Source organism: Chroococcidiopsis sp. CCALA 051 (genome assembly GCF_003015105.1).
GTDB classification, from domain to species: Bacteria; Cyanobacteriota; Cyanobacteriia; order Cyanobacteriales; family Chroococcidiopsidaceae; genus Chroococcidiopsis; species Chroococcidiopsis thermalis.
The window spans coordinates 12,980-32,592 of the sequence record NZ_PYCI01000033.1 but is presented as its reverse complement, the minus strand read 5'-3'; the positions used below and the strand labels follow the sequence as shown (position 1 = coordinate 32,592).

The 19,613-nt window shown below is 45.1% G+C and carries 15 protein-coding genes; 8 read left to right on the top strand and 7 right to left on the bottom strand.

What is annotated here, in order from left to right:
• Nucleotides 1–103 precede the first annotated feature (103 nt).
• Entirely contained in the window at nucleotides 104–769 is a 666-nt protein-coding gene (gene nfi / locus C7Y66_RS10440; RefSeq protein WP_106545526.1) for a deoxyribonuclease V, read from the bottom strand.
• A 283-nt stretch (nucleotides 770–1,052) separates the two neighbouring features.
• Here nfi and C7Y66_RS10435 point away from each other — a divergent pair, with 283 nt between their 5' ends.
• The gene (locus C7Y66_RS10435) at nucleotides 1,053–1,871 is read left to right on the top strand and encodes a prohibitin family protein (RefSeq protein WP_106545525.1); all 819 of its coding nucleotides are present in this window, start codon (nucleotides 1,053–1,055) and stop codon (nucleotides 1,869–1,871) included.
• 526 nt (nucleotides 1,872–2,397) lie between these two features.
• Nucleotides 2,398–3,270, top strand: a complete 873-nt coding sequence (locus tag C7Y66_RS10430; protein WP_015154620.1) for a sulfurtransferase — start codon at nucleotides 2,398–2,400, stop codon at nucleotides 3,268–3,270.
• Nucleotides 3,271–3,386: 116 nt separating this feature from the next.
• Here C7Y66_RS10430 and C7Y66_RS10425 read toward each other — a convergent pair whose 3' ends face one another.
• Both C7Y66_RS10425 and sbcC read right to left on the bottom strand, forming a co-directional pair.
• Nucleotides 3,387–3,983, bottom strand: coding sequence for a gamma-glutamylcyclotransferase (locus C7Y66_RS10425; RefSeq protein ID WP_106545524.1), 597 nt, complete (start codon nucleotides 3,981–3,983; stop codon nucleotides 3,387–3,389).
• Nucleotides 3,984–4,255: 272 nt separating this feature from the next.
• Entirely contained in the window at nucleotides 4,256–7,282 is a 3,027-nt protein-coding gene (gene sbcC, locus C7Y66_RS10420) for an exonuclease subunit SbcC (RefSeq protein ID WP_106545523.1), read from the bottom strand.
• 408 nt (nucleotides 7,283–7,690) lie between these two features.
• On the opposite strand from sbcC, the gene C7Y66_RS10415 reads away from it, so the two are divergent.
• A complete protein-coding gene (locus C7Y66_RS10415) occupies nucleotides 7,691–8,314 on the top strand; it encodes a DJ-1/PfpI family protein (RefSeq protein WP_106216058.1) in 624 nt (207 codons plus the stop codon).
• Nucleotides 8,315–8,697: 383 nt separating this feature from the next.
• On the top strand, nucleotides 8,698–9,639 hold the full coding sequence (locus C7Y66_RS10410) for an ABC transporter ATP-binding protein (protein ID WP_106545522.1): 942 nt from the start codon (nucleotides 8,698–8,700) through the stop codon (nucleotides 9,637–9,639).
• A 140-nt stretch (nucleotides 9,640–9,779) separates the two neighbouring features.
• On the opposite strand, the gene lysS is transcribed toward C7Y66_RS10410, so the two are convergent.
• Both lysS and C7Y66_RS10400 read right to left on the bottom strand, forming a co-directional pair.
• Entirely contained in the window at nucleotides 9,780–11,285 is a 1,506-nt protein-coding gene (gene lysS, locus C7Y66_RS10405; RefSeq protein ID WP_106545521.1) for a lysine--tRNA ligase, read from the bottom strand.
• A gap of 151 nt (nucleotides 11,286–11,436) precedes the next feature.
• Nucleotides 11,437–12,411, bottom strand: coding sequence for a M48 family metallopeptidase (locus C7Y66_RS10400; RefSeq protein WP_106216057.1), 975 nt, complete (start codon nucleotides 12,409–12,411; stop codon nucleotides 11,437–11,439).
• A 320-nt stretch (nucleotides 12,412–12,731) separates the two neighbouring features.
• Between C7Y66_RS10400 and C7Y66_RS10395 the strand changes: the two genes are divergently transcribed.
• The 4 genes from C7Y66_RS10395 to C7Y66_RS10380 all read left to right on the top strand — a co-directional run bounded on the left by C7Y66_RS10395 (nucleotide 12,732) and on the right by C7Y66_RS10380 (nucleotide 16,434).
• The gene (locus tag C7Y66_RS10395) at nucleotides 12,732–14,369 is read left to right on the top strand and encodes a helicase C-terminal domain-containing protein (protein ID WP_015154613.1); all 1,638 of its coding nucleotides are present in this window, start codon (nucleotides 12,732–12,734) and stop codon (nucleotides 14,367–14,369) included.
• A gap of 170 nt (nucleotides 14,370–14,539) precedes the next feature.
• On the top strand, nucleotides 14,540–14,755 hold the full coding sequence (locus C7Y66_RS10390) for a DUF2839 domain-containing protein (protein WP_015154612.1): 216 nt from the start codon (nucleotides 14,540–14,542) through the stop codon (nucleotides 14,753–14,755).
• A gap of 433 nt (nucleotides 14,756–15,188) precedes the next feature.
• Nucleotides 15,189–15,533, top strand: a complete 345-nt coding sequence (locus C7Y66_RS10385) for a DUF1815 family protein (protein ID WP_106545520.1) — start codon at nucleotides 15,189–15,191, stop codon at nucleotides 15,531–15,533.
• A 124-nt stretch (nucleotides 15,534–15,657) separates the two neighbouring features.
• Nucleotides 15,658–16,434, top strand: coding sequence for an MBL fold metallo-hydrolase (locus C7Y66_RS10380; protein WP_106545519.1), 777 nt, complete (start codon nucleotides 15,658–15,660; stop codon nucleotides 16,432–16,434).
• Nucleotides 16,435–16,532: 98 nt separating this feature from the next.
• Here the strand turns inward: C7Y66_RS10380 and ftsZ are convergent, their stop codons facing one another.
• The gene (gene ftsZ / locus C7Y66_RS10375; RefSeq protein ID WP_106545518.1) at nucleotides 16,533–17,798 is read right to left on the bottom strand and encodes a cell division protein FtsZ; all 1,266 of its coding nucleotides are present in this window, start codon (nucleotides 17,796–17,798) and stop codon (nucleotides 16,533–16,535) included.
• 916 nt (nucleotides 17,799–18,714) lie between these two features.
• Nucleotides 18,715–19,545 (bottom strand): cell division protein FtsQ/DivIB, encoded by an 831-nt coding sequence (locus C7Y66_RS10365; RefSeq protein ID WP_106545537.1) that lies wholly within the window; start codon nucleotides 19,543–19,545, stop codon nucleotides 18,715–18,717.
• Between the last annotated feature and the right edge of the window lie 68 nt (nucleotides 19,546–19,613).

Here is a 19,613-nt window from a genome sequence, read left to right as displayed (position 1 = left end):
TTATCCAGCAGCAGAGCATCCATATTCTTACCGAGTCAGCGATCGCAGTTAAACATAAAATAAGTCTTCTTTTTACTCCTGTCATCTGCCCTCTGCCTTATTTTCACTTTGACGAAGCTAATTTATCTGCAATGCGCGTAGTTTCTGGCAGACGATATTTTGGCGTACATTGCAAAACATAATCGATCGCAGTGGCTAAGCTGACTCGATGTCCACTAGAAATATACAGTGGTTTTGTTCCAGTTCTGGTTCTGAGTACTGCACCAATAGTTTCCCCTTTATCGGTTAACGGTTGCCAACTACCTCGTTCTTCTGGGACTTCTTGATGTTTGCCAATCAGTAAAGACTTTGCCACGCCTATAGTTGGTATATCCACAATTAACCCTAAATGACAAGCAATTCCAAATCGGCGCGGATGAGCAATTCCCTGACCGTCACACAAAATTATATCGGGCGTAGTGTTAATTTTTTCCAAGGCATCGAGAACGGCTGGAACTTCCCGAAATGATAAAAATCCTGGGATATAGGGAAAACTTGTCGGACGACGCGCGATCGCTGTTTCTTGCAATTGCAGACTGGGAAAACTTAGCACGGCAACCGCAGCTCGACTTATCGTACCATTTGCCTCAAAACCCATATCTACACCTGCAACATACTGTACTGGTGTCGGAATTTTATCTGTAGTAATAATTTCACCTCGTAATTTTTCTTGAATTGCGATCGCTTCTGCTGTAGTTAAAGTCCAAGTATGGCGTTGGTTAATTTTCATGAATCAGTTGTCAGTTATCACTTATCAGTGTAGAGACGTTATATGTAACATCTCTACAAAGTTATCAGTTATCAGCAACCAGTTATCAATAACTCAGGAAGATGCTTATCTTAAGATTTTTAGCAATTTTCCCCAAATTCTATTATTTGAGCGCTTAATACAATTAAAACCAAACAGTACGAATTAGTAATGAATAATTGGTATTGAATAACTGAATGAACAAGTAGACAGTGACTTGACTTTTCACCTAACCACTAGCCACTAGCCACTAGCCACTAATTTTATGAGAAACAGCGACTATCTTAAAACAAGTTTGCCCTTTGCTGGCGGGATCGTTCTATTAATTGTTGCATTCATCTTTCGTCCTTTTGCGATCGTTAATGTAGGGCAAAGAGGCGTAATGATGCAATTTGGCAAAGTTCAAGAGGGAATTCTGGATGAAGGATTACATGCGATCGTACCTTTTGTCACCACAGTTAAAACTTTGAGCGTGCGCGTTCAGAAAAGCAGTTTTAATGCTGATGCTGCTTCTAAGGACTTGCAAAAAGTCACCACAGAACTAGCTGTTAACTGGCACATCGATCCTACACAGGTCAATAAGATTTTTCAACGAGTCGGAGATGAAGAACAAATTGTTGACGGGATCGTTACTCCAGCCGTCTCTGAAGTTCTCAAAGCGGCAACTGCAAAAAAAACTGCGGAAGAAATTATTACCAAAAGAACAGACTTAAAAGCAGAAATTGACGATGCTCTAAAATCTCGTCTGGGAGATTATGGAGTCATGGTAGACGACGTTTCTCTAGTGAATTTTTCCTTCTCGCCAGAGTTTAGCAAAGCTATTGAGTCAAAACAAATTGCCGAACAGGAAGCCAAGCAAGCAGATTTTGTTGCCTTAAAAGCCACAAAAGAAGCACAAGCAGAAGTCAACCGTGCTAAAGGACAAGCAGAAGCGCAAAGATTGCAGCGACTTACTTTAACCCCAGAAATACTGCAAAAACAAGCGATTGAAAAATGGGATGGGCGTTTCCCTACAGTTATGAGCGGTAACAGTAGTATACCTTTAATAAATATCAATCCTGCCGATTTGAACAATAAGAAATAATTATGAGCGATCGGTTGATGGTGAGTGGCTAGTGGCTAGACTCTTTTCTAGTCACTAATCACTAGCCACTAGTCACTGACAACTGATAACTGTTACTTAAACTTTTTGCTTGCATTCATAATATCTCTTGTACTCTTCGTCTAAATTCTCTCGATTGGGAAACTTTTTATACAAAATTTTTTGCTGGAGTGGCTGTAAGCTCCTATACTAGTTATTTATATTTAAAATTCACGGAAAAACATTTATACCGAACTTTCTTTTGTTCTACGTAAAACGAATGCCTATTCCTAAAGATATAAGTCAACTGGTATAGCGAGACACTTTTTATTTGTGCTAGCTACCTTAATACTAGTTAGTGGATAGAACGTTCTATTTAATAGCACCAGTCTTGGTGGAATGCATTAGTTACTGGGTGCGGGTGCTGTCTTTTATAGCCCCGCTTGCCCATTTCACCTGACTGTGATGCTTCAGAGTGAGTCCGTAAGTCCGTAAGATTGTCCAAATCAAATAGGAATAAGGCAAAACAATGAAACCGCTGATTTCCCCAGAAGAACTTGCGACTTTAGTGCAGCAGGAGTCAATAGCGATCGTTGACACTCGCGCTCCAGAAGAGTACGCAATTGCCCATATTCCTGGCGCAGTCAATATTCGCGAGATTTTTACTTATTTAGCTGCCTCTACACCTGAAGGATTGAATAGCCTGCACGCGGAATTTACCAAACTTTTAGGCGTAGCTGGTATTTCAGGTAGAGAAAAGATTGTCATCTACGAAGAGGCGATGAATAAAGGCTTTGGACAATCTTGTCGAGGATACTTTCTACTGAAGTATTTTGGGTGTCAGCAAGTATCCGTATTGCATGGCGGTTATCAAGCTTGGTTGAAGATGGGGTTACCGACAACTGCGGAAGTTCCTACACCAGAACCAACAACGTTTGTGATGGACATCGATCCGGCAATTATGGTGACTACAGAACAGATGTTGCAATCTTTGGACAACCCAGCCATTATCAAGTTAGACGTGCGCGATCGCGATGAGTGGATGGGTGACAGTTCTTCTCCTTATGGCGTAGATTTCTGTCCCCGCAAAGGTAGAATTCCCGGTGCGGTTTGGATTGAGTGGTATGACTTCATGGTTCCCAATACTGAAATTCCTACACTCCGTTCCAAAGAAGAAGTTTTAGCAATGTGTGAGAAGGTGGGCATTACTCCAGAATCAACGGTGTATGTCTACTGTTTCAAAGGTTCTCGCGCCTCCAACACCTTAATCGCCCTTCAAGAAGCGGGAATTAAAAATGTGAGAAACTATTTTGCTTCTTGGAATGAATGGTCTCGCGATCCATCTTTGCCAATTGAGACAGGCAAACCAGTTAACAGTTATCAGTTTTCAGTGACCAGTTAACAGTGAACAAAGGGAGCAGGGAGCAGGGAGCAGGGAGCAGTAGAGAGTGATTAATTAATCTGAATTGCGCTCATGGCGCGAAAAGGCGCGAAAAGGCGCGAATTGCCCATTACCCATTACCAATTACCCATTACCACTTGCCTTTGCAACTGGTACATGCGATCGAACAATTGCCAGCAATATTTTTCTGACAAGCCGCAAGTTACTGCACCTCTAAGGACTACATCAAAATACCAGTCGTTAGGGGGCATTTCTGTTGCTAGTTTATTCACGACAACGTATGTCCTCACGCCTTTGTAGATACGTTCTCGGCTGTGGACGCTGATTCTTTCGTGACGATACCAATTTTCAGCGACTCCCTCACGGCGATCGAGGGCTTGGCTCAGGCGTTTTGGTAGCATGTACAATACCCCTTCCACGCTAGCTGTTTTATCGGGGACAACATCCAATACACCAGAGTTTCGCAACGGAGAATAGGAGTAGAAGCCTAACCTGTAGCCTTTGAGAGTCGCAGGACCGATCGCATATACGTGAGTTTTTTCACCGAGCGATCGCTTTAAATCTACCGGACACATACAAGAGCCGTAAGCAAAATAGTAAAACATCGGTTCGCGTTGCTGTTGCTGACTCAAATAGGCATTGCCGATCGCGTTTTTACCGATAGTTTCATCAGTACTTGCTACCCAGTCTTGTAATTGTCCTAGCCTGCTCATAAGCTGATGGTAGTAAAAAAGTCAAAAGTTAAAAGGCAAAAGGCTGAAAGCTACAACACGCTCAAGTTTAGCTAACTGCATGGTACAAATTAGATGTGCTACAGCTGACTCGCTATGAGCATTATCTTATCAGACACTCTAATTTAAAGCAACGTATCCCGATAAAATAACCGTAGATTATGATTAGTTGTTGGTTGTTAGTTGATGGTTGTTTTTCTCCCTCAGCAATCTTGCGCTCCCTCAGCTCCCTCAGCTCTCTTTCCCCTGCTCCCTTACATAGACAAACTTAACTGCGAACCATTTTGAGTCTTGACGACTTCGATGCGGGCTTGGAAAGCTTCTTTGAAATAGGGCATGTGCGTCACTGCGAGGATGCAGGAAAAGTCAGCAGCGATCGCGTTGACGGCGGCAATTAGGCGATCGCATCCTTCTTGGTCTTGCGTGCCAAACCCCTCATCAACAATCAATAATTGTAAAGATGCTCCTGCTCTTTGGGCTAACAATCTCGCCAGGGCTAGTCTAATGGCAAAATTGATCCGAAATGCCTCGCCGCCAGAGTAGGTTTCGTAAGGTCTAGTTCCCCGTGCATCGGCAATTAGAATATCTAAGGTATCGATCGTTTTGGCATTTTTTTTCGCTGCGCGTCCGCTACGTCCGGTTTTTTGGGTAATAAATTGGACGTGTAACTGGTTGGCAGACAGCCGCGCTAACAATTGGTTGGTTTCGGCTTCGAGTTGAGGTAACAGATTTTCAATCATCAGCGCTTGAATGCCGTTTTTGCCAAACGCCTGCCCTAATTCTTGATAAACTCGCTGTTGCCGACGAGCAACTTGGAGTTGTTGCTGCTGTTGTTCCTGCTGAGCTTGCATCGCGGCTAATTGCTGAGATTGCTGCTGCAAGCGTCCTAACTGACTGAGGCGATCGTCGAGTTGGCGGCGACGAAACGCCAATTGTGATTCTAGAGTTTGAATTTCAGTTGTGGTATTGGGAGACTGTTCTAATTTATGAATCACTTCTTCAATCTGAACGGCAAGAACTTGGCGTTCGGCGGTTCTGGCTTGTACGGCTTCAGCTAGATCGCGCGATCGCTGCTCTAGTTGAGGATACTGTTCTTGAGCTGAGAGTAGTTGTTGATAGCTCAATTGCCACACTTGGGCTTGTCGAATTGCCGTTCTTAGGGTGCTGTGTCGATCCGGATCGTAACCGATTTCGTCAATGCGACGAGCGATCGCGGCTATTTGTTTGGCACATTCAGACTCAACTTGGTATTGCTCGATTTGCTGAGACAAATCGTCAATTTGCGTTCTCATTTCCGGCTGTCGGGCGATAATTTGTGCCTGTCGCTTTTGAGCATCTTTAATTTGTGCCTGTCGCACTTCTGCCCATCGCAATTTATCGACCTCACTCCGCGCCAAAGCATGGCTTTCTTCGCTGTAGTTGAGTTGCTGAAGTTGGGAATTGAGTTGATTTAATTCTGTTTGTAAATCGGCAGCGTAGTCTCCCTGAGCTAGCGATCGCTCTAGGTGTTGTTTTTCTGCTGCAATTTGTTCTAAGCGACTTTGCAACTCATCGCTAGCAGATAGTTGCGCGATGACTTGTCCCCGTTGCTCTCGTAAAGCATCGTATTGGGTGAGTTTCTGCGCGACTTCCCGATATCGTCGTCGCAGTTCTTGAATTTCAGTTTCCGTGACTACCAACTGTTCTCGGACAACTATAAATTGTTCTTCAGTATCCCTTTTCTGTTCTTTAGTTTTGTCTACGACGCGATTCCAATGATGTTCGTCCAAAGGACGCTCACACAAGGGACACACCGCATCTGGTACGGAGAGCATCTGAATTTTTTGCTCGACTTCTCCTAATTGCTTTTCAAATTCTCGTTGTTGCTCTTGCAGGCGTTCTAAAAAATGGCGGCGTTCCTGTCCTTTTTCCCGTACCCGTTCGATATAGACTTTATCTTTCTCTAGCTGCTCGATTTGGACTGCTACGTCTGTCGCAGTTTGTTGTAGCTGTGACTGAGTCGATTGCTGCTGGCTCAAGGTAATTTGTTGCGTTTCCAGTTCTTCTAGTTTGGCAGTTAACCGCGCTTGGACTTTATCAATTTGAGCTTGCAGGGTATTACGCCGCTGGATCAAAGGAGAAACTTGGAGTTGCAGCCGATCTAAATTTGCCAAGCGATCGCGGGCGGCGGCGAGTTGTAAGACTCCTGCTTCTACTTCCGCCGATTTGCTCAGAGCTTGTTGGGTTTCCTGTTCTTGCTGTTGTAAGATGACTAGTTGACCTTCAGCACGTTGTAATTGGCGCTGAAGTTCGTTGACTTGCTGTACGAGTTGTTGCTGTAATCGAGTGTGCTGTTGTTGGGCGTGGCTGTATTCCTGAAATTTAGTGCTGAATTCTTCTTCCTGCCCTAAAAGATCTTGATAGTGTTGGTATCCGGCTTGAATTTCCGGCTCTCGATTTAAAATCTCTGCTACAGCTGCCAGTTGAGACTCGATCGCTAAATGCTCTTGTTGGAGGCGATCGCGATCCACCGTTAGATTTTGAGACTGCTGTTTGAGGAAACTTAATTGTTGTTCCCAGTTTTGTTGTTGGCTGCGAATGACTTGTAAGCTTTTGAGTTGAATGTCATCAAAAGCTTGTTCCTGCTGCAACTGGTTGACTTGAGCTTCAATTTCTGCTAGATGAGTGGCGATCGCTTCTTGTTGTTGTAGTTGGGTGGCAAGCGATTGCAAAGCCTGTTCTAATTGATCGGCTTGAGCGCGAAAAGATTTCGACAGATCTTTTGCCCGTTCCTCCAGTTCGTCATAACGATGCAGTTTGAGTAACTCCGCCAAAATTTCTTTACGTTCGTTGGGGCGCTTGAGCATGAATTCATCAGCTCGTCCCTGACGCAAATACGCTGAGTTAATAAATGTTTCGTAGTCCAGCTTAACGTGTTCTAAAATTAATGACTGAGTGGCTCGGACTCCCTTTTCAGTTAGCGAGCGAAAGCCTTGTGGGGTTTCGACTTGAAACTCTAGGGAACTGCTTTGTCCTCGGTAACGGGTACGAATCACGCGATATTTGTGGCGATCGCTGTGAAACAGAAAATCAACCCGTACTTCTTTTGCTCCGGCATGAATGATATCATCTTCCGCTACAGCACGACTCTGACCCCAAACCGCCCAGGTAATCGCTTCGAGTAGAGACGATTTACCCGCGCCATTCGAGCCACATATACAGGCAATATGTAACCCGCTAAAATCGAGAGTTGTCTCGCGATAACTGAGGAAGTTTTTGAGTATAAGTTGGACTGGAATCATTTAGGCTACTGCACCACACCCTCGATCTAGAAATAACAGTACAGATGCACTGTTACCTAGTTTATTGTAGTAAAAAATTGATAATGGTAATTGGTAATTGGTAGTTGGTAGTTGGTTGTCGATCGCTAGCGACAGCAAATACCTTCTAGTTCACCACCAAAACGATCTGACAAATCGCAAATGATAAATGTCAAATGATAACATTTTTTTAAAACAACGCTACAGAAGATCCCCCCAACTCCTCTTGATAACGGAGATTTTTTGGAGAGTGTCGCAGTTCTCCGATCTTCCAACCCCAATGAGTTAGAAGTTAAGAAAAAAGTTACACATGAGGTAAATTGGTACGCTCGACGACGAATTACCAATTACCAATTACCAATTACCAACTCATAATGGAGGACTAAACCAATGACGGCGAAAAAAATTTTGATGCTGGTTGGTGACTACGTAGAAGATTATGAAGTCATGGTTCCATTCCAGGCGCTACAGATGGTAGGACATACAGTTCATGCTGTCTGTCCTGATAAAACAGCAGGGGAAAAGGTACGCACGGCAATACACGATTTTGAAGGCGACCAAACTTACAGTGAGAAGCCAGGACATAACTTTGCCTTAAACGCCTCCTTCGATGAAGTTAAAGCCGAAAACTACGACGCTTTAGTTATACCAGGCGGTAGAGCGCCAGAATACATCCGTCTAAATCAAAAAGTTTTGGATATTGCACGCCACTTTGCCCAAACCAACAAACCAATTGCGGCAATTTGTCACGGCTTACAAGTCCTAGCAGCAGCCGATGTATTACAAGGTAAGAGTTGCACTGCATACCCAGCCTGCGGACCCGACGTGATGAAAACTGGCGGTTTATACGTTCACATTCCTCCAGACGAGGCGATGGTGGATGGTAACTTGGTTACAGCACCCGCATGGCTAGCTCATCCTAACTGGTTAGCAGAATTTCTCAAGTTGTTGGGAACCAAAATCGAGCATTTATCAGCTACCAATGACCAGTTACCAGTGAGCAGTTATCAGTGACTAGTGGCTGGTGGCTGGTGGCTAGAAAACCGATGAAGACTTCGCGATCGCTCTTACTAAGTGGCACAAGTTAAGTAGCAGCATTATCTGAAGCACCAAAATAGAAAAAGCTCTTGGGAGTCTTGCCGTGTTTCGACCCCAAGAGCTTTTTCTTTAATACCACTCCTCACACACAACTTTAGTTTAGGCTACTCCTCTAGGGGAAAACAGTAGCGAGTGACACTTTGCAAATTGGTTATCGGTTATCAGTGACTGGTGACTGGTGACTGGTGGCTAGTGGCTGAACTCTTTTCTAGTCACTAGCCACTAGTCACTAGCCACTCACCAATGACCAACAACAAATTTTTACAGTACCCTAGAGCAGCACCATACAGCAGCTTGACATGAGTGCTAATGCAATTCGGACTGCTCAACTATGTCGGAGTTTTGGTAATGTTACGGCTTTGGACAACTTATCGCTGGAAGTCCCGCAAGGAATTGTGTTTGGCTTTTTGGGGGCGAATGGTTCTGGTAAAACTACAACAATTAGGCTTCTACTAGGAATTTTAGAGCCAACGGCTGGTCAAGCTGAGGTACTGGGTTTCGATTGCCGTACCCACTCCCATGCCATTCGCCAGCGCACGGGTGCTTTGCTAGAACACCCAGGACTTTACGAACGACTCAGCGCAGAAGATAACTTAGAATTTTACGCTCGGGCTTGGCGCATTCCCACAGCCAAAAGGCGATCGCGGATTCAAGAATTACTTTCACACATGGGTTTGTGGCAGCGCCGCCATCAAAGAGTAGGAGAATGGAGTCGGGGCATGAAACAAAAACTCGCGATCGCTCGGGCGATGTTACATTCTCCGCCATTAATCTTTCTCGACGAACCCACCATCGGACTCGATCCCGTCGCTGCTGCTGCTTTGCGCGACAACATTCAGGAAATGGTAGCGCAGGAAGGAGTGACAGTATTCTTAACGACTCACAACTTGGCAGAAGCCGAAAAATTGTGTCAGCAAGTCGGCGTGATTCGTCAAGGTAAACTTTTAGCAGTAGGACATCCCGATCGGTTGCGATCGCAAGCTGGCAATCCCAAACTAGAAATTATCGGACGTGGATTTACAGCAAATGCGCTCGATTGGCTAGAGTCTCAACCGCTCATTGCTGAGATTGACATTTCTAAAATTAACAATGAGAGCGATCGCTTAACTATCTCCCTACATCAACTCATCAGTTCTGCTCCCATCGTCAAAATGTTAGTCCAAGCTGGAGTAGAAGTAGAAGAAGTTCGCAAAGTCAGTCCTACGCTGGAAGAGGTTTTTTTAAGCTTGATGGAACAGTAGAGAAATTCGGAATTCGGAATTCGGAATTAAATTCTCCCTCAGCTCTCTTCCCCGACTCCCGACTTCTGTACGGGCGGGTTTATTCGCTCAATTCTGGGTTGTTTCAGGGATATCCTGTAAAAACCCGCCCCTACAACTCCCTATTCGCTTGCTTCTGGTTTCAGTAAAGGAAAGGCGATCGCATCCCGAATACTGGCACAATCAGTTAAGAGCATCACTAGGCGATCGATCCCGATGCCTACACCACCAGTAGGTGGCAAGCCGTACTCTAAAGCTGTGAGAAAGTCTTCGTCTACTCCCTGTGCTTCTAAATCTCCAGCTGCTTTACGGGCTGCTTGTGCTTCTAATCGCTGTCTTTGATCGATCGGATCGCTCAACTCAGAAAATCCGTTGGCGGTTTCACGCCCAGCGACGAATAACTCAAATCGCTCTACCAAACCAGGCTTCGAGCGGTGAGGCTTGGAAAGTGGCGAAATTTCCACTGGATAATCGATGACATATGTAGGTTGAATCAGCGTGGCTTCACAAGTTTGTTCAAACGCCTCATTCAAGAGTTTTCCAATCGAAGTACATTCCTCAACTGCTTGAATTCCCGCTTGTTTCGCCGCTGCCTTTGCCTCATCTAAACTTGAGAAAGCATGAAAGTCTAATCCTGTTTTCTCCTGTACGAGATCGTGCATCGTCACCCTGCGCCAAGGAGGTGTGAGATCGATCGCCTCGTCTTGATAGGTGATTTGCAGCGTGCGTAAAGCTTCCCGTGTCACAGTAGTGATGATATTTTCCACCAACTGCATCACGTCGTGATAATCGGCGTAGGCTTGGTAAATTTCAATCGAAGTAAATTCTGGGTTGTGGCGGGTAGAAACGCCCTCGTTCCGAAAAATGCGCCCCAATTCAAATACTTTCTCAAATCCACCCACGACCAACCGCTTGAGATGGAGTTCCGTGGCAATCCGCAGATACAAATCCATTTCTAGGGTGTTGTGATGCGTGATGAAGGGACGAGCATCAGCCCCGCCTGCTTCTGCTTGTAGTACAGGAGTTTCAATTTCAATAAAACCCTGCTGCTCCAAAAAGCGGCGAATTCCTGCCGTAATTTGAGCGCGACGGCGAAAAGTTTGCCGGACTTCTGGATTGACGATTAAATCTACGTAACGCTGACGATAGCGCTTAGCTACATCAGTCAAGCCATGCCACTTATCGGGCAAGGGAAGTAAAGACTTGGTAAGAATAGCGTATTGGTTAACAAAAACCGATAATTCACCCTTTTCCGTGCGTTTGATCGTCCCTTTTGCGCCTAAAATATCCCCTGCGTCTGTCAGTTGCTTCAGATGATTGAAGGCATCTGGATCGATCTCTGCCATCGTAGTATCGATTCTTTTTTTATCTAAATACAGCTGGATCGTGCCAGTCTCGTCTTGCAAGCCGAAGAAAGCCAGTTTGCCAAAAACGCGGCGCGCGATGATTCTACCCGCGATCGCCACCTCTATTTCTACCTCTTCCCCATTGGGTAAGTCGGCATACTTTTCTTGTAATTGAGCTGCATGGTGGGTAGATTCCCAACGATAAGCATAGGGATTTAAACCCAACTGCCGCAACTGCTCGACTTTCTCTAACCGCGTGGCACGGATATCTTCTTCTGCCATGACTACTTTCCTAAAGGGAATGCACTGATAAAGGGACGCAATCTTTGATTATAAAGAATTTGTCATTCGTCATTTGTCATTTGTCATTAGCTATCTCTTCCTTATCTCCCTTGTCTTCCTTGTTTCCCTTGTCTCCCTCACTCCTCACTCCTCACTCCTCACCCCTCTTCTTGATTCGATCGATCTCGCGTTGTAGTTCTTCAATTTGACGGCGTAAATCCTCTGTTGCGGCAGATGGGGATGATTCTGTTTGGACGTTAACTGCGTTTTGAGCAGGCGATCGCGAATAGTTGCCTTGGCGAATTTGACGATATTCGGCAGAATTTGCCCATTGTTGCAGATAAGTTATCCGTTCTACCGCAAATGGATGCGTTAGAAACAAGTTTTGGGGAAAGTTATTGTAAAGCAGAAATTTATAAACTTGGTTCAAGCTATCTTGGTCGAGTTCTTGGAATCTTTCTGCTTGCCGGATAAACTCGTCTAAACTGCATTCATGACCGTACTGAATGCTACCCCCAGCTAGCTTCATCATCGTTTGCATGACTGGTTTAAGATCGTCCATCACCATCAAGGCTGCTCGATCTGCTGATAACTCGGCTTTTCGCTTCCATTCGTAGAAGGCAAAGATCAATCCACTACTGACTAAATTCCCCAAACCTAGAGTTCTAGCTCCAATATAGTTAGCCGTGGAAATCACCCAAGTTGCCATTTGAATCAAAATTGTATGACCGCATTTGAGATGTCCTAATTCGTGTGCTATCACCGTGCGAATTTCTGTAGGATTCAATAGATCCAACAGTCCAGTGTTGAGAACGATATTAGGCTCCTCCTGACCGAGAGCATAGGCATTGACGACGGGAGTTTGAGACACGAACAAAACTGGTTCTGGAGAAATATCTAAATCTCGAACGCATTCGCGAAAAATTTGGTAGACGCTAGAATACTGGCGCGCTCCCACTTGAATGCTGTTGCCCATGTGATAGACCATTTGGGGGCGTTCGTAGAAAAATTTGATGAATTGTGTCGCTACCAAATCAAAACCTGGTAAACTCCGTAAGGCTTGTTCCGCTTGCCGATCGAGCGGATGGCGAAAAGTTTCGCAAGAAATGTCTGGATAAGTTGGCATAGTTAAGAAGTCAAAAGTTAAAAGTTAAAAGTTAAAAGCTACAACTAGCCGATCGCTACACCCCACAACGCCAGTTGCTTCAACGGCGGGCGACGAAGTCCGCGATCGCGCCACCTCCGCACCGCACTGGCTCCCCCACACCCTACACCCTACCCTCTTCGCTCCTCGCTCCTCGCCCCTCAAAAGTTAGTAAAATAAAAGACTCTGAGGGTAAAACCTTCAATCCAGTCGTTGGAGAACAGACAACAAGCAGCTAACAAATACATAATAGGACTGGAATCGGGATGATAACTTCGCGCTAGGTAGAGAATTAGAAGTCAGTGATTGAAGTAGAGGTACATTATTCCCTGCATAACTTCCTGCGATCGCAGGCGGAGGCTGCATGGTCGCATCATTTGACGATGGCGCGACTCGTAGCTAGAGCTTTGCGGCTCGGACGTAGTGCTTTGATTCAGGTGGGTGCTGGTTGCGGCTATCAGGGACGTTATCGCCTGAGCTATCTAGCGCCAGCTCTACTTTGGCAATCTCCGGCGGTCATAGTAGCAACAGAGGAAGTGCAACAGCGTCTGTTGCGAGTAGAAATTCCGCCTCTACAGCAATGGCTGCAAACGAATAAAAGTATTATCGTCGGCGATCGCTGGATTCATCCCGATTTTCAAGGTATTTTACTCATTACCCCTGCGGCTTGGCTGCAAGCTCAATGGGCGGGAACGGGCGATTTTCCGCCCAACATTCCGACACTAATTGATGGGGTGGACGATTTAGAAGACTGGGCGCGATCGCAACTAACTGTTAGCATTCATCCTGGTAATTGGGACGAATTGATGCTGGCTTATCCCGATCGGGCGGAAGTGATTCGGGAAGCGCGAGTCCAACTGACAAAAGCCGTCTTCCGACATCCAGCCAACCCATACGAGTGCTATCTCGTCTCCCCAGCAGAGCGGGATATTCTGGAAAGCCTGTTTACTAGGCTAGGAGATAAGGAAGACAAGGGAGACAAGGGAGACAAGGTAGCATTGAATTCTGACTTCCGACTCCCGATTCCCGACTACGCAGCTAATGTCGGCGAAGACGCTTCGCCGCCCGCTGCTTCCCAACTCCCGAATTCTCTCTCTTTACCGAAGAATTGGTATTTGTTCCAACAGCGATCGCAAACACCAGACTGCTTGCTGTGGATGAGCCTAAACCGCTCTCAAGGCTTATTTTCACTCTACTGCGCTCCCGCAGAGGTGGCTTCGGCTCTTGCACCAATTTGGACTCGACAACCTGTAGTCTTCATGGGTAGTGCCTTAGATCGAGAAACAGAGGCTACGACTTATCGCAAGCGCTTGGGTTTACCAGAAGAACTGACTTGTTTGAAGTTTGCTGGCGATCGCCACAACGAATCAATTCAACTCTACACGCCAGAACGCTTTCCTTTACCCAATACCCCCCAATATCAACCCGCTTTGATGCGAGAAATTTATGCTTTGATTGGTGCGACGGTATCGCCAGGATTAACAATGATTTTAGTTGGTGATTTGCCTTTAAAACAGCAAATCGGGGCGCAATTAGCCGCAGAGTTTGGTTCACGGGTACAGGTAGAAAAAATGAGTTTGGATGAGAATAGCATTCTCGTCAGCGGTTGGGACTTTTGGCAGCAGCATCAAGGTATCTTGCCAGTACCGCAACTCACGATTATTACAACATTACCCATACCATCTCTAGAGCATCCAATTGTGGCGGGTCGAGTCGAATACTATAAGCGATCGCGTCAAGACTGGTTTGCCCTTTATCTATTACCTGCGGCTTTAAATCAATTACAACGGGCGATCGCGCCTATGCGCGATCGTCAAGGAGTCGTAGCTTTACTAGATAGTCGCGTATTACACCGCAGTTACGGACAGCAGGTACTTGCAGCTCTTAGCCCTGCCGCTAGATGTAATTATTTAGATGCTAGTTTGTTTGCAAAAGATTAGGGAGTCGGGAAGCGGGTGGAGGCGGAGGTGTCCTCCGCATCGGAACCGCGTAGTCGGGAGTGGTAACAATTTGGATTTATTTCTTCTGACTTCTGACTTCTGAGTTCTGGCTTCTAACATACGATATGATTCAGAAATAAGGGGTTTACAGCTTGGAATGGAAGTAGATTATGGGAGAAGCAAAGCGTCGTAAAGCTGCGTTGGGAGATAAGTACGGTCAAGAAGCACAAATCTTTCCCTGGCTTCCCGTGACTAAGAGTCAAGCACAGAAACTTACGCAGTGGAGTACCCGCATTAGTTGGATTGGTATTGGACTATTAGTTGCTTCCTGGGTCACAATTCGATTTATTGGACCCGCCTTTGGTTGGTGGCAAACTGTTGATTAGAATACAAGTAGTAACTCACTCCTGAGACCGAGGAGTGAAACAACTGAATTCAGAGATATTAAGAGGACAGCTAGAGTATTCAGCTAGATCGAGCTAAATACTTAAGTTGTCCTTATACTTTTCATAATTTATTTCTTTACGATCGCTCGCGAAGTCTTGCCTAGTTTCTAACAGCTATTGCGTCTATTTTTTGGAAGTTGCAGGCATAAATTAGATAATTCAATCTGGAATTTTTCTAAAACAGATTGTTTCAATACCGTAGGAACGGCGCTTTTACTTTAACCTATTCGGTACGTCTAGGAGGCAGATGAATTCGATCGCAAAGAAATGTTACAATCTCTTATTGCGATCGTCAAATTGCAGCAAAAATCTAAAGAAATTCTAAAAAAAATGAAAAAGGTTTACAATTAGATGTGGTGTTTGGAGGAAAAAAGTGTTTCTGAGATTGGCAGAGCAACACCGACAATACGTCCAAGATCTGGTAATGAACCTCCAAGCCTTGGCGATTGTACTAGAGCGGCGGGGATATCCTGCGTCTTGTTATACTTGCGGCGGACAAATGAGCAGTGCCTCATTTATGGTCAGTTTGGCAGATAATCATCTGATTCGGTTTTTGGTGTCCGATTACGGCATTACCTGGACTGAAATGAGAGACGATCGCGAACTCATGAAGTTGGAGGGTGCAGAGGCAATTAGTCAGTTACAAGAACTTGCTAATTTAGTCAAAAACGCCATTTCGCCCAGTGACTTGCCGAAGCTGATAACAAAGCGAGCGTGAAGAATTCGGAATTCGGAATTCGGAATTCACTAGTCAGCGATCGTAGTGGTTGTTGGTAATTGATTGTTAGTTAGCAGCGTTTAATAATTGATAACTGATAACTGATAACTGATAACTATGAAGTATGAAACTGACTAGAATCGATTTAAATAGCTGGTTATTAGAAATTGCTGGGCTGAGAGTGCTGATCGATCCGTGGCTGATCGATCCGCTAGTTTTTTATGGGCAACCTTGGCTATTTTCCGCGACTCATCTCAAGCCACCAGCATACAACCCGACTACGCTGCCAAACATAGATTTAATTTTAATTTCTCAAGGGTTGGACGATCACTGCCACAAACCCACGTTAGAACAATTAGATCGTCAGATTCCGGTGGTAGGTTCGCCTACAGCAGCGAAAATCGTCAAGAGCTTGGGTTACACTGACGTTCGTTCTCTGATACCGGGACAAACTAATACTTTTGGCAAGTTGAGAATCACCGCCGTTACAGGCGCACCAATTCAAGGTCAAGTAGAAAATGGCTATTTCCTCAAAGACGTGGAGAGTGGGGAAACAGTTTACTACGAGCCTCATTGGTTCCAGTCCGAGAAAGTTACAGCTCAATTTCAAGGTAGGCTAGATGTAGCGATCGCCCCGATTATCGGACAGGTATTTCCACTGCTGGGACAGGTGATTATGGGATCGACAGAGGCAATGCATTTGATTCAAACTTTGCATCCCCGCGTTTTCGTTCCTACATCTTTAGGCGAGATCGAAGCTCGGGGAATTTTACCGATGTTAATTCGATCGATTGGTAGTGTAGAAGAATTTAGCGATCGCCTAGCAGCTTCTGGCTCTAAAACTCAATTACTTCTACCTGCTGCTGGGGAAACTTTGGCGATCGAACCAATTAAATTGTAGATGTAGTTTCCTGAAACGCCACGCCGATAGGGGCGCACAGCTTGCGCCCCTACCAAGAAGAATATATTCGCTCCATAGAAAAACAATCGCGCTTCCGATCAACGTGAAGGTCGCCGCCGTTGCAAAAACTCGGGAATATCCAAGCCAGGTTTTTCTTTGTTGTCATTAGCTGATGGCGTTGACGGCGCTGCTGCTGTTGGGGATTTTTTAGCAATTGGTATACCTGGAGTCGGGGTAGTTGGTTCAGAATCAGCCTGATTGAATCCGGTAGCAATGACAGTGATTTTCATTTCCCCTTGTAGTTTGTCATCAATCACTGCACCAAAAATGATATTAGCATTGGGATCGACGACTTCATAAATCGTATCTGCTGCCATATTCACCTCATGCAGCGTCATATCGCTGCCACCAGTAATATTAATGACGACTCCTTTTGCTCCTTCAATTGACGACTCTAGTAAAGGAGAAGAAATAGCTGCGTTTGCTGCTTCTCTAGCACGGGTTTTACCAGAGCCGGTGCCGATCCCCATTAGTGCCGATCCTGCATCTGCCATGACTGCTTTCACGTCGGCAAAATCTACATTCACTAACCCAGGGATCGTGATAATATCGGAGATTCCTTGTACCCCTTGACGCAGAACTTCATCAGCAGTCAGAAACGCATCTCGCAACGCGGTCTGCTCGGAGATCACCGATAGCAGTTTATCGTTGGGGATCAGAATCATCGTATCAACTCGGTCTTTCAGTGCGTCTATCCCTTGGTGGGCTTGGTTAGCACGGCGACGACCTTCAAAACCAAAAGGACGGGTGACAACGCCTACAGTTAAAATACCCTTTTCCTTGGCGATTTCCGCCACAGTTGGTGCCGCACCTGTACCAGTACCGCCTCCCATTCCAGCGGTGATAAATACTAGGTCTGCTTCTCCTATAGCGTTAGCAATTTCATCTCGCGACTCCTCTGCCGCTTTCTCTCCCATTGCTGGATTGCCACCTGCTCCTAGTCCTCGCGTCAGCTTTTGCCCGATCTGTAGCTTTCTAGGTGCGGCGCTATGGGTCAGCGCCTGGGCATCAGTATTAATTGACCAAAACTCTACACCAGTAACCCCACTCTCAATCATTCGATTGACAGCATTGCCACCACCGCCACCGACACCGATTACTTTGATATTCGCTACCCGACTCGGAAGAATATTGCTATCGCTCAAGTTGTCCTCCCCAGTAGCAACTTCCCTGATGTAGTTTTGTCCGAGATGCAGCCCTGTACTGTTGAAGTCCCCAGTCGAATTCATGCCTAATGGAAAATCCGACCGCCCTGGAGATTGGGAGGTTTTAAGGGTAACGTCTATTTTACTGTTAAGTGTCATTGGAATCTAGGTGTGTACGAACAACTTTTTTTAAGCGTGACAATTTGGATAAGAGTTCACTATAGGTTTTTTTCCTATGGCTTATCCTCGGCAATTTCAGTTAAGGCATCGATGCTAACCTGACTTTGGCAGCGAACGGGCGAGCCTACTGCTGTTTTAAAGAGATTAGATAATTGGATGCACTATAGTTAACTTGAAATTGTTCTGTATAAACTGCTCGATCTGATACAAAGCAATTGCGACTGCTGATTTCTCGCTGCAAAGTTGTTTTAACTGAGGCTGCGGCAATTGTTGGCATCTCTAAAGCTGTCTCCTTTGTCTAGAACAAATGGTAAATAACACCGTATATTTTTACGCGATTGAGCAATAAACCGAATGCAATGCTTGTATTTCTTAATTTTTTAACAAAATCGAAGTTTTTTCGGAGATTTTGCTGATATCAGCAAATTTTTTCCTTACCTTTTTGTAAAAAAATCCAGTTATTCCACCGCGATCGCGGTGGAATGACTGAACTCTAGCCAGTAAAATCAATCTTTTTCATACTTGCCCCTATCTGATCGATACATTTTGTGACAGCGAGCGAATAAACTCGCGAATGACATCAGTTTTGGTTCTTTGGTGCTTTTTGCAGTATTGCTCCAATATAGACATCTCTGTGGTGGGAATTCTAATACTTAAGTGATTTTCTGACATAGGTGCTGCAACTTGCGCTACTCCGCAAGCAAGGTAATGCCTGCACCCATGTACATTCAAGCGTGATTCTACTGACAAGTTACAATAAGCTTGTCGATGACTCCAATTTACCTCAGTATAATTACAGAGGATGTCCAAATATATTTAAGTTGTTTATACATATTTCATACATGTTTAAAAAACTTCTAATATATAGCATCAAATCATCTCATAAAAGTGGAAATTACTGTAGATTACTTTTGATTATTTTTGGATTTGTCGGTACGTTCTGGACTGGGCTTTCTTCAGTTTCTTTTTGATACATTTGTACTAAAGGAGCGGCAGGATTTTTCAAGTCTATATAGTCAATTTGGCGAGAATTAATTTGAGTTGAAATCGGACTCATTTGAGCCAAAACATGAAGTTGTTTGGTTAATCGTTCGCTGTAAGGACCGAGGTGGACGGTTCCTAATTCAGTTTTGAGAATGAGATTGCTTGGATCTTGACAATCAATTTCCAAAACTTCAATTCCACTTTGACCGATTTTTTGATAAAGGGAACTCCAGTAAGCGCGATAAGTCTCTGGCGAACCCAAAACTTTTAATTGAGGCTTAAGACGCTGCCGAACTTGGGCAGGGTAAGATTCAAATGGAATCCACGCGCCCCGCGAGTCGAGAAAGCCAACAGATGCTTTGGAGTAGGGTGTGGAACTATTGGGAATCAAACGGGCGATCGCTACAGCTACAGGCGTGCGTTCTTGCACTTGGACGACTAAACTAGGAGGAAAGAGTCGGCGAGCCACCTTAGCATCAGCAATTGGAGGGTAGGATTCCAAAGTTTGAGCGATCGCCATTGGCGAAATTTGCAGCAGCGATTGAGGATATGCTAGAGCGAGGCGCGAAAGAATAACTGGCTTAGATAACAAACTGTTACCTTCGATCGCCACTTGTCGATTGTCGCGTAACACCCAACTAGGTCGCGTCATTGCCCAAATTGTAATAGCCAAAAGCCCCGATAGAGATAGTGTCTGCCAAATAGCCTTTAGTACCTGCCCAAAATCGCGGTTTCGTCTCATTTCGCTCTCCCCGTCAACTCGCGCTGACATATTAGCGCAAGTTAGTGAGTAGTGAGTAGTGGCTAGTG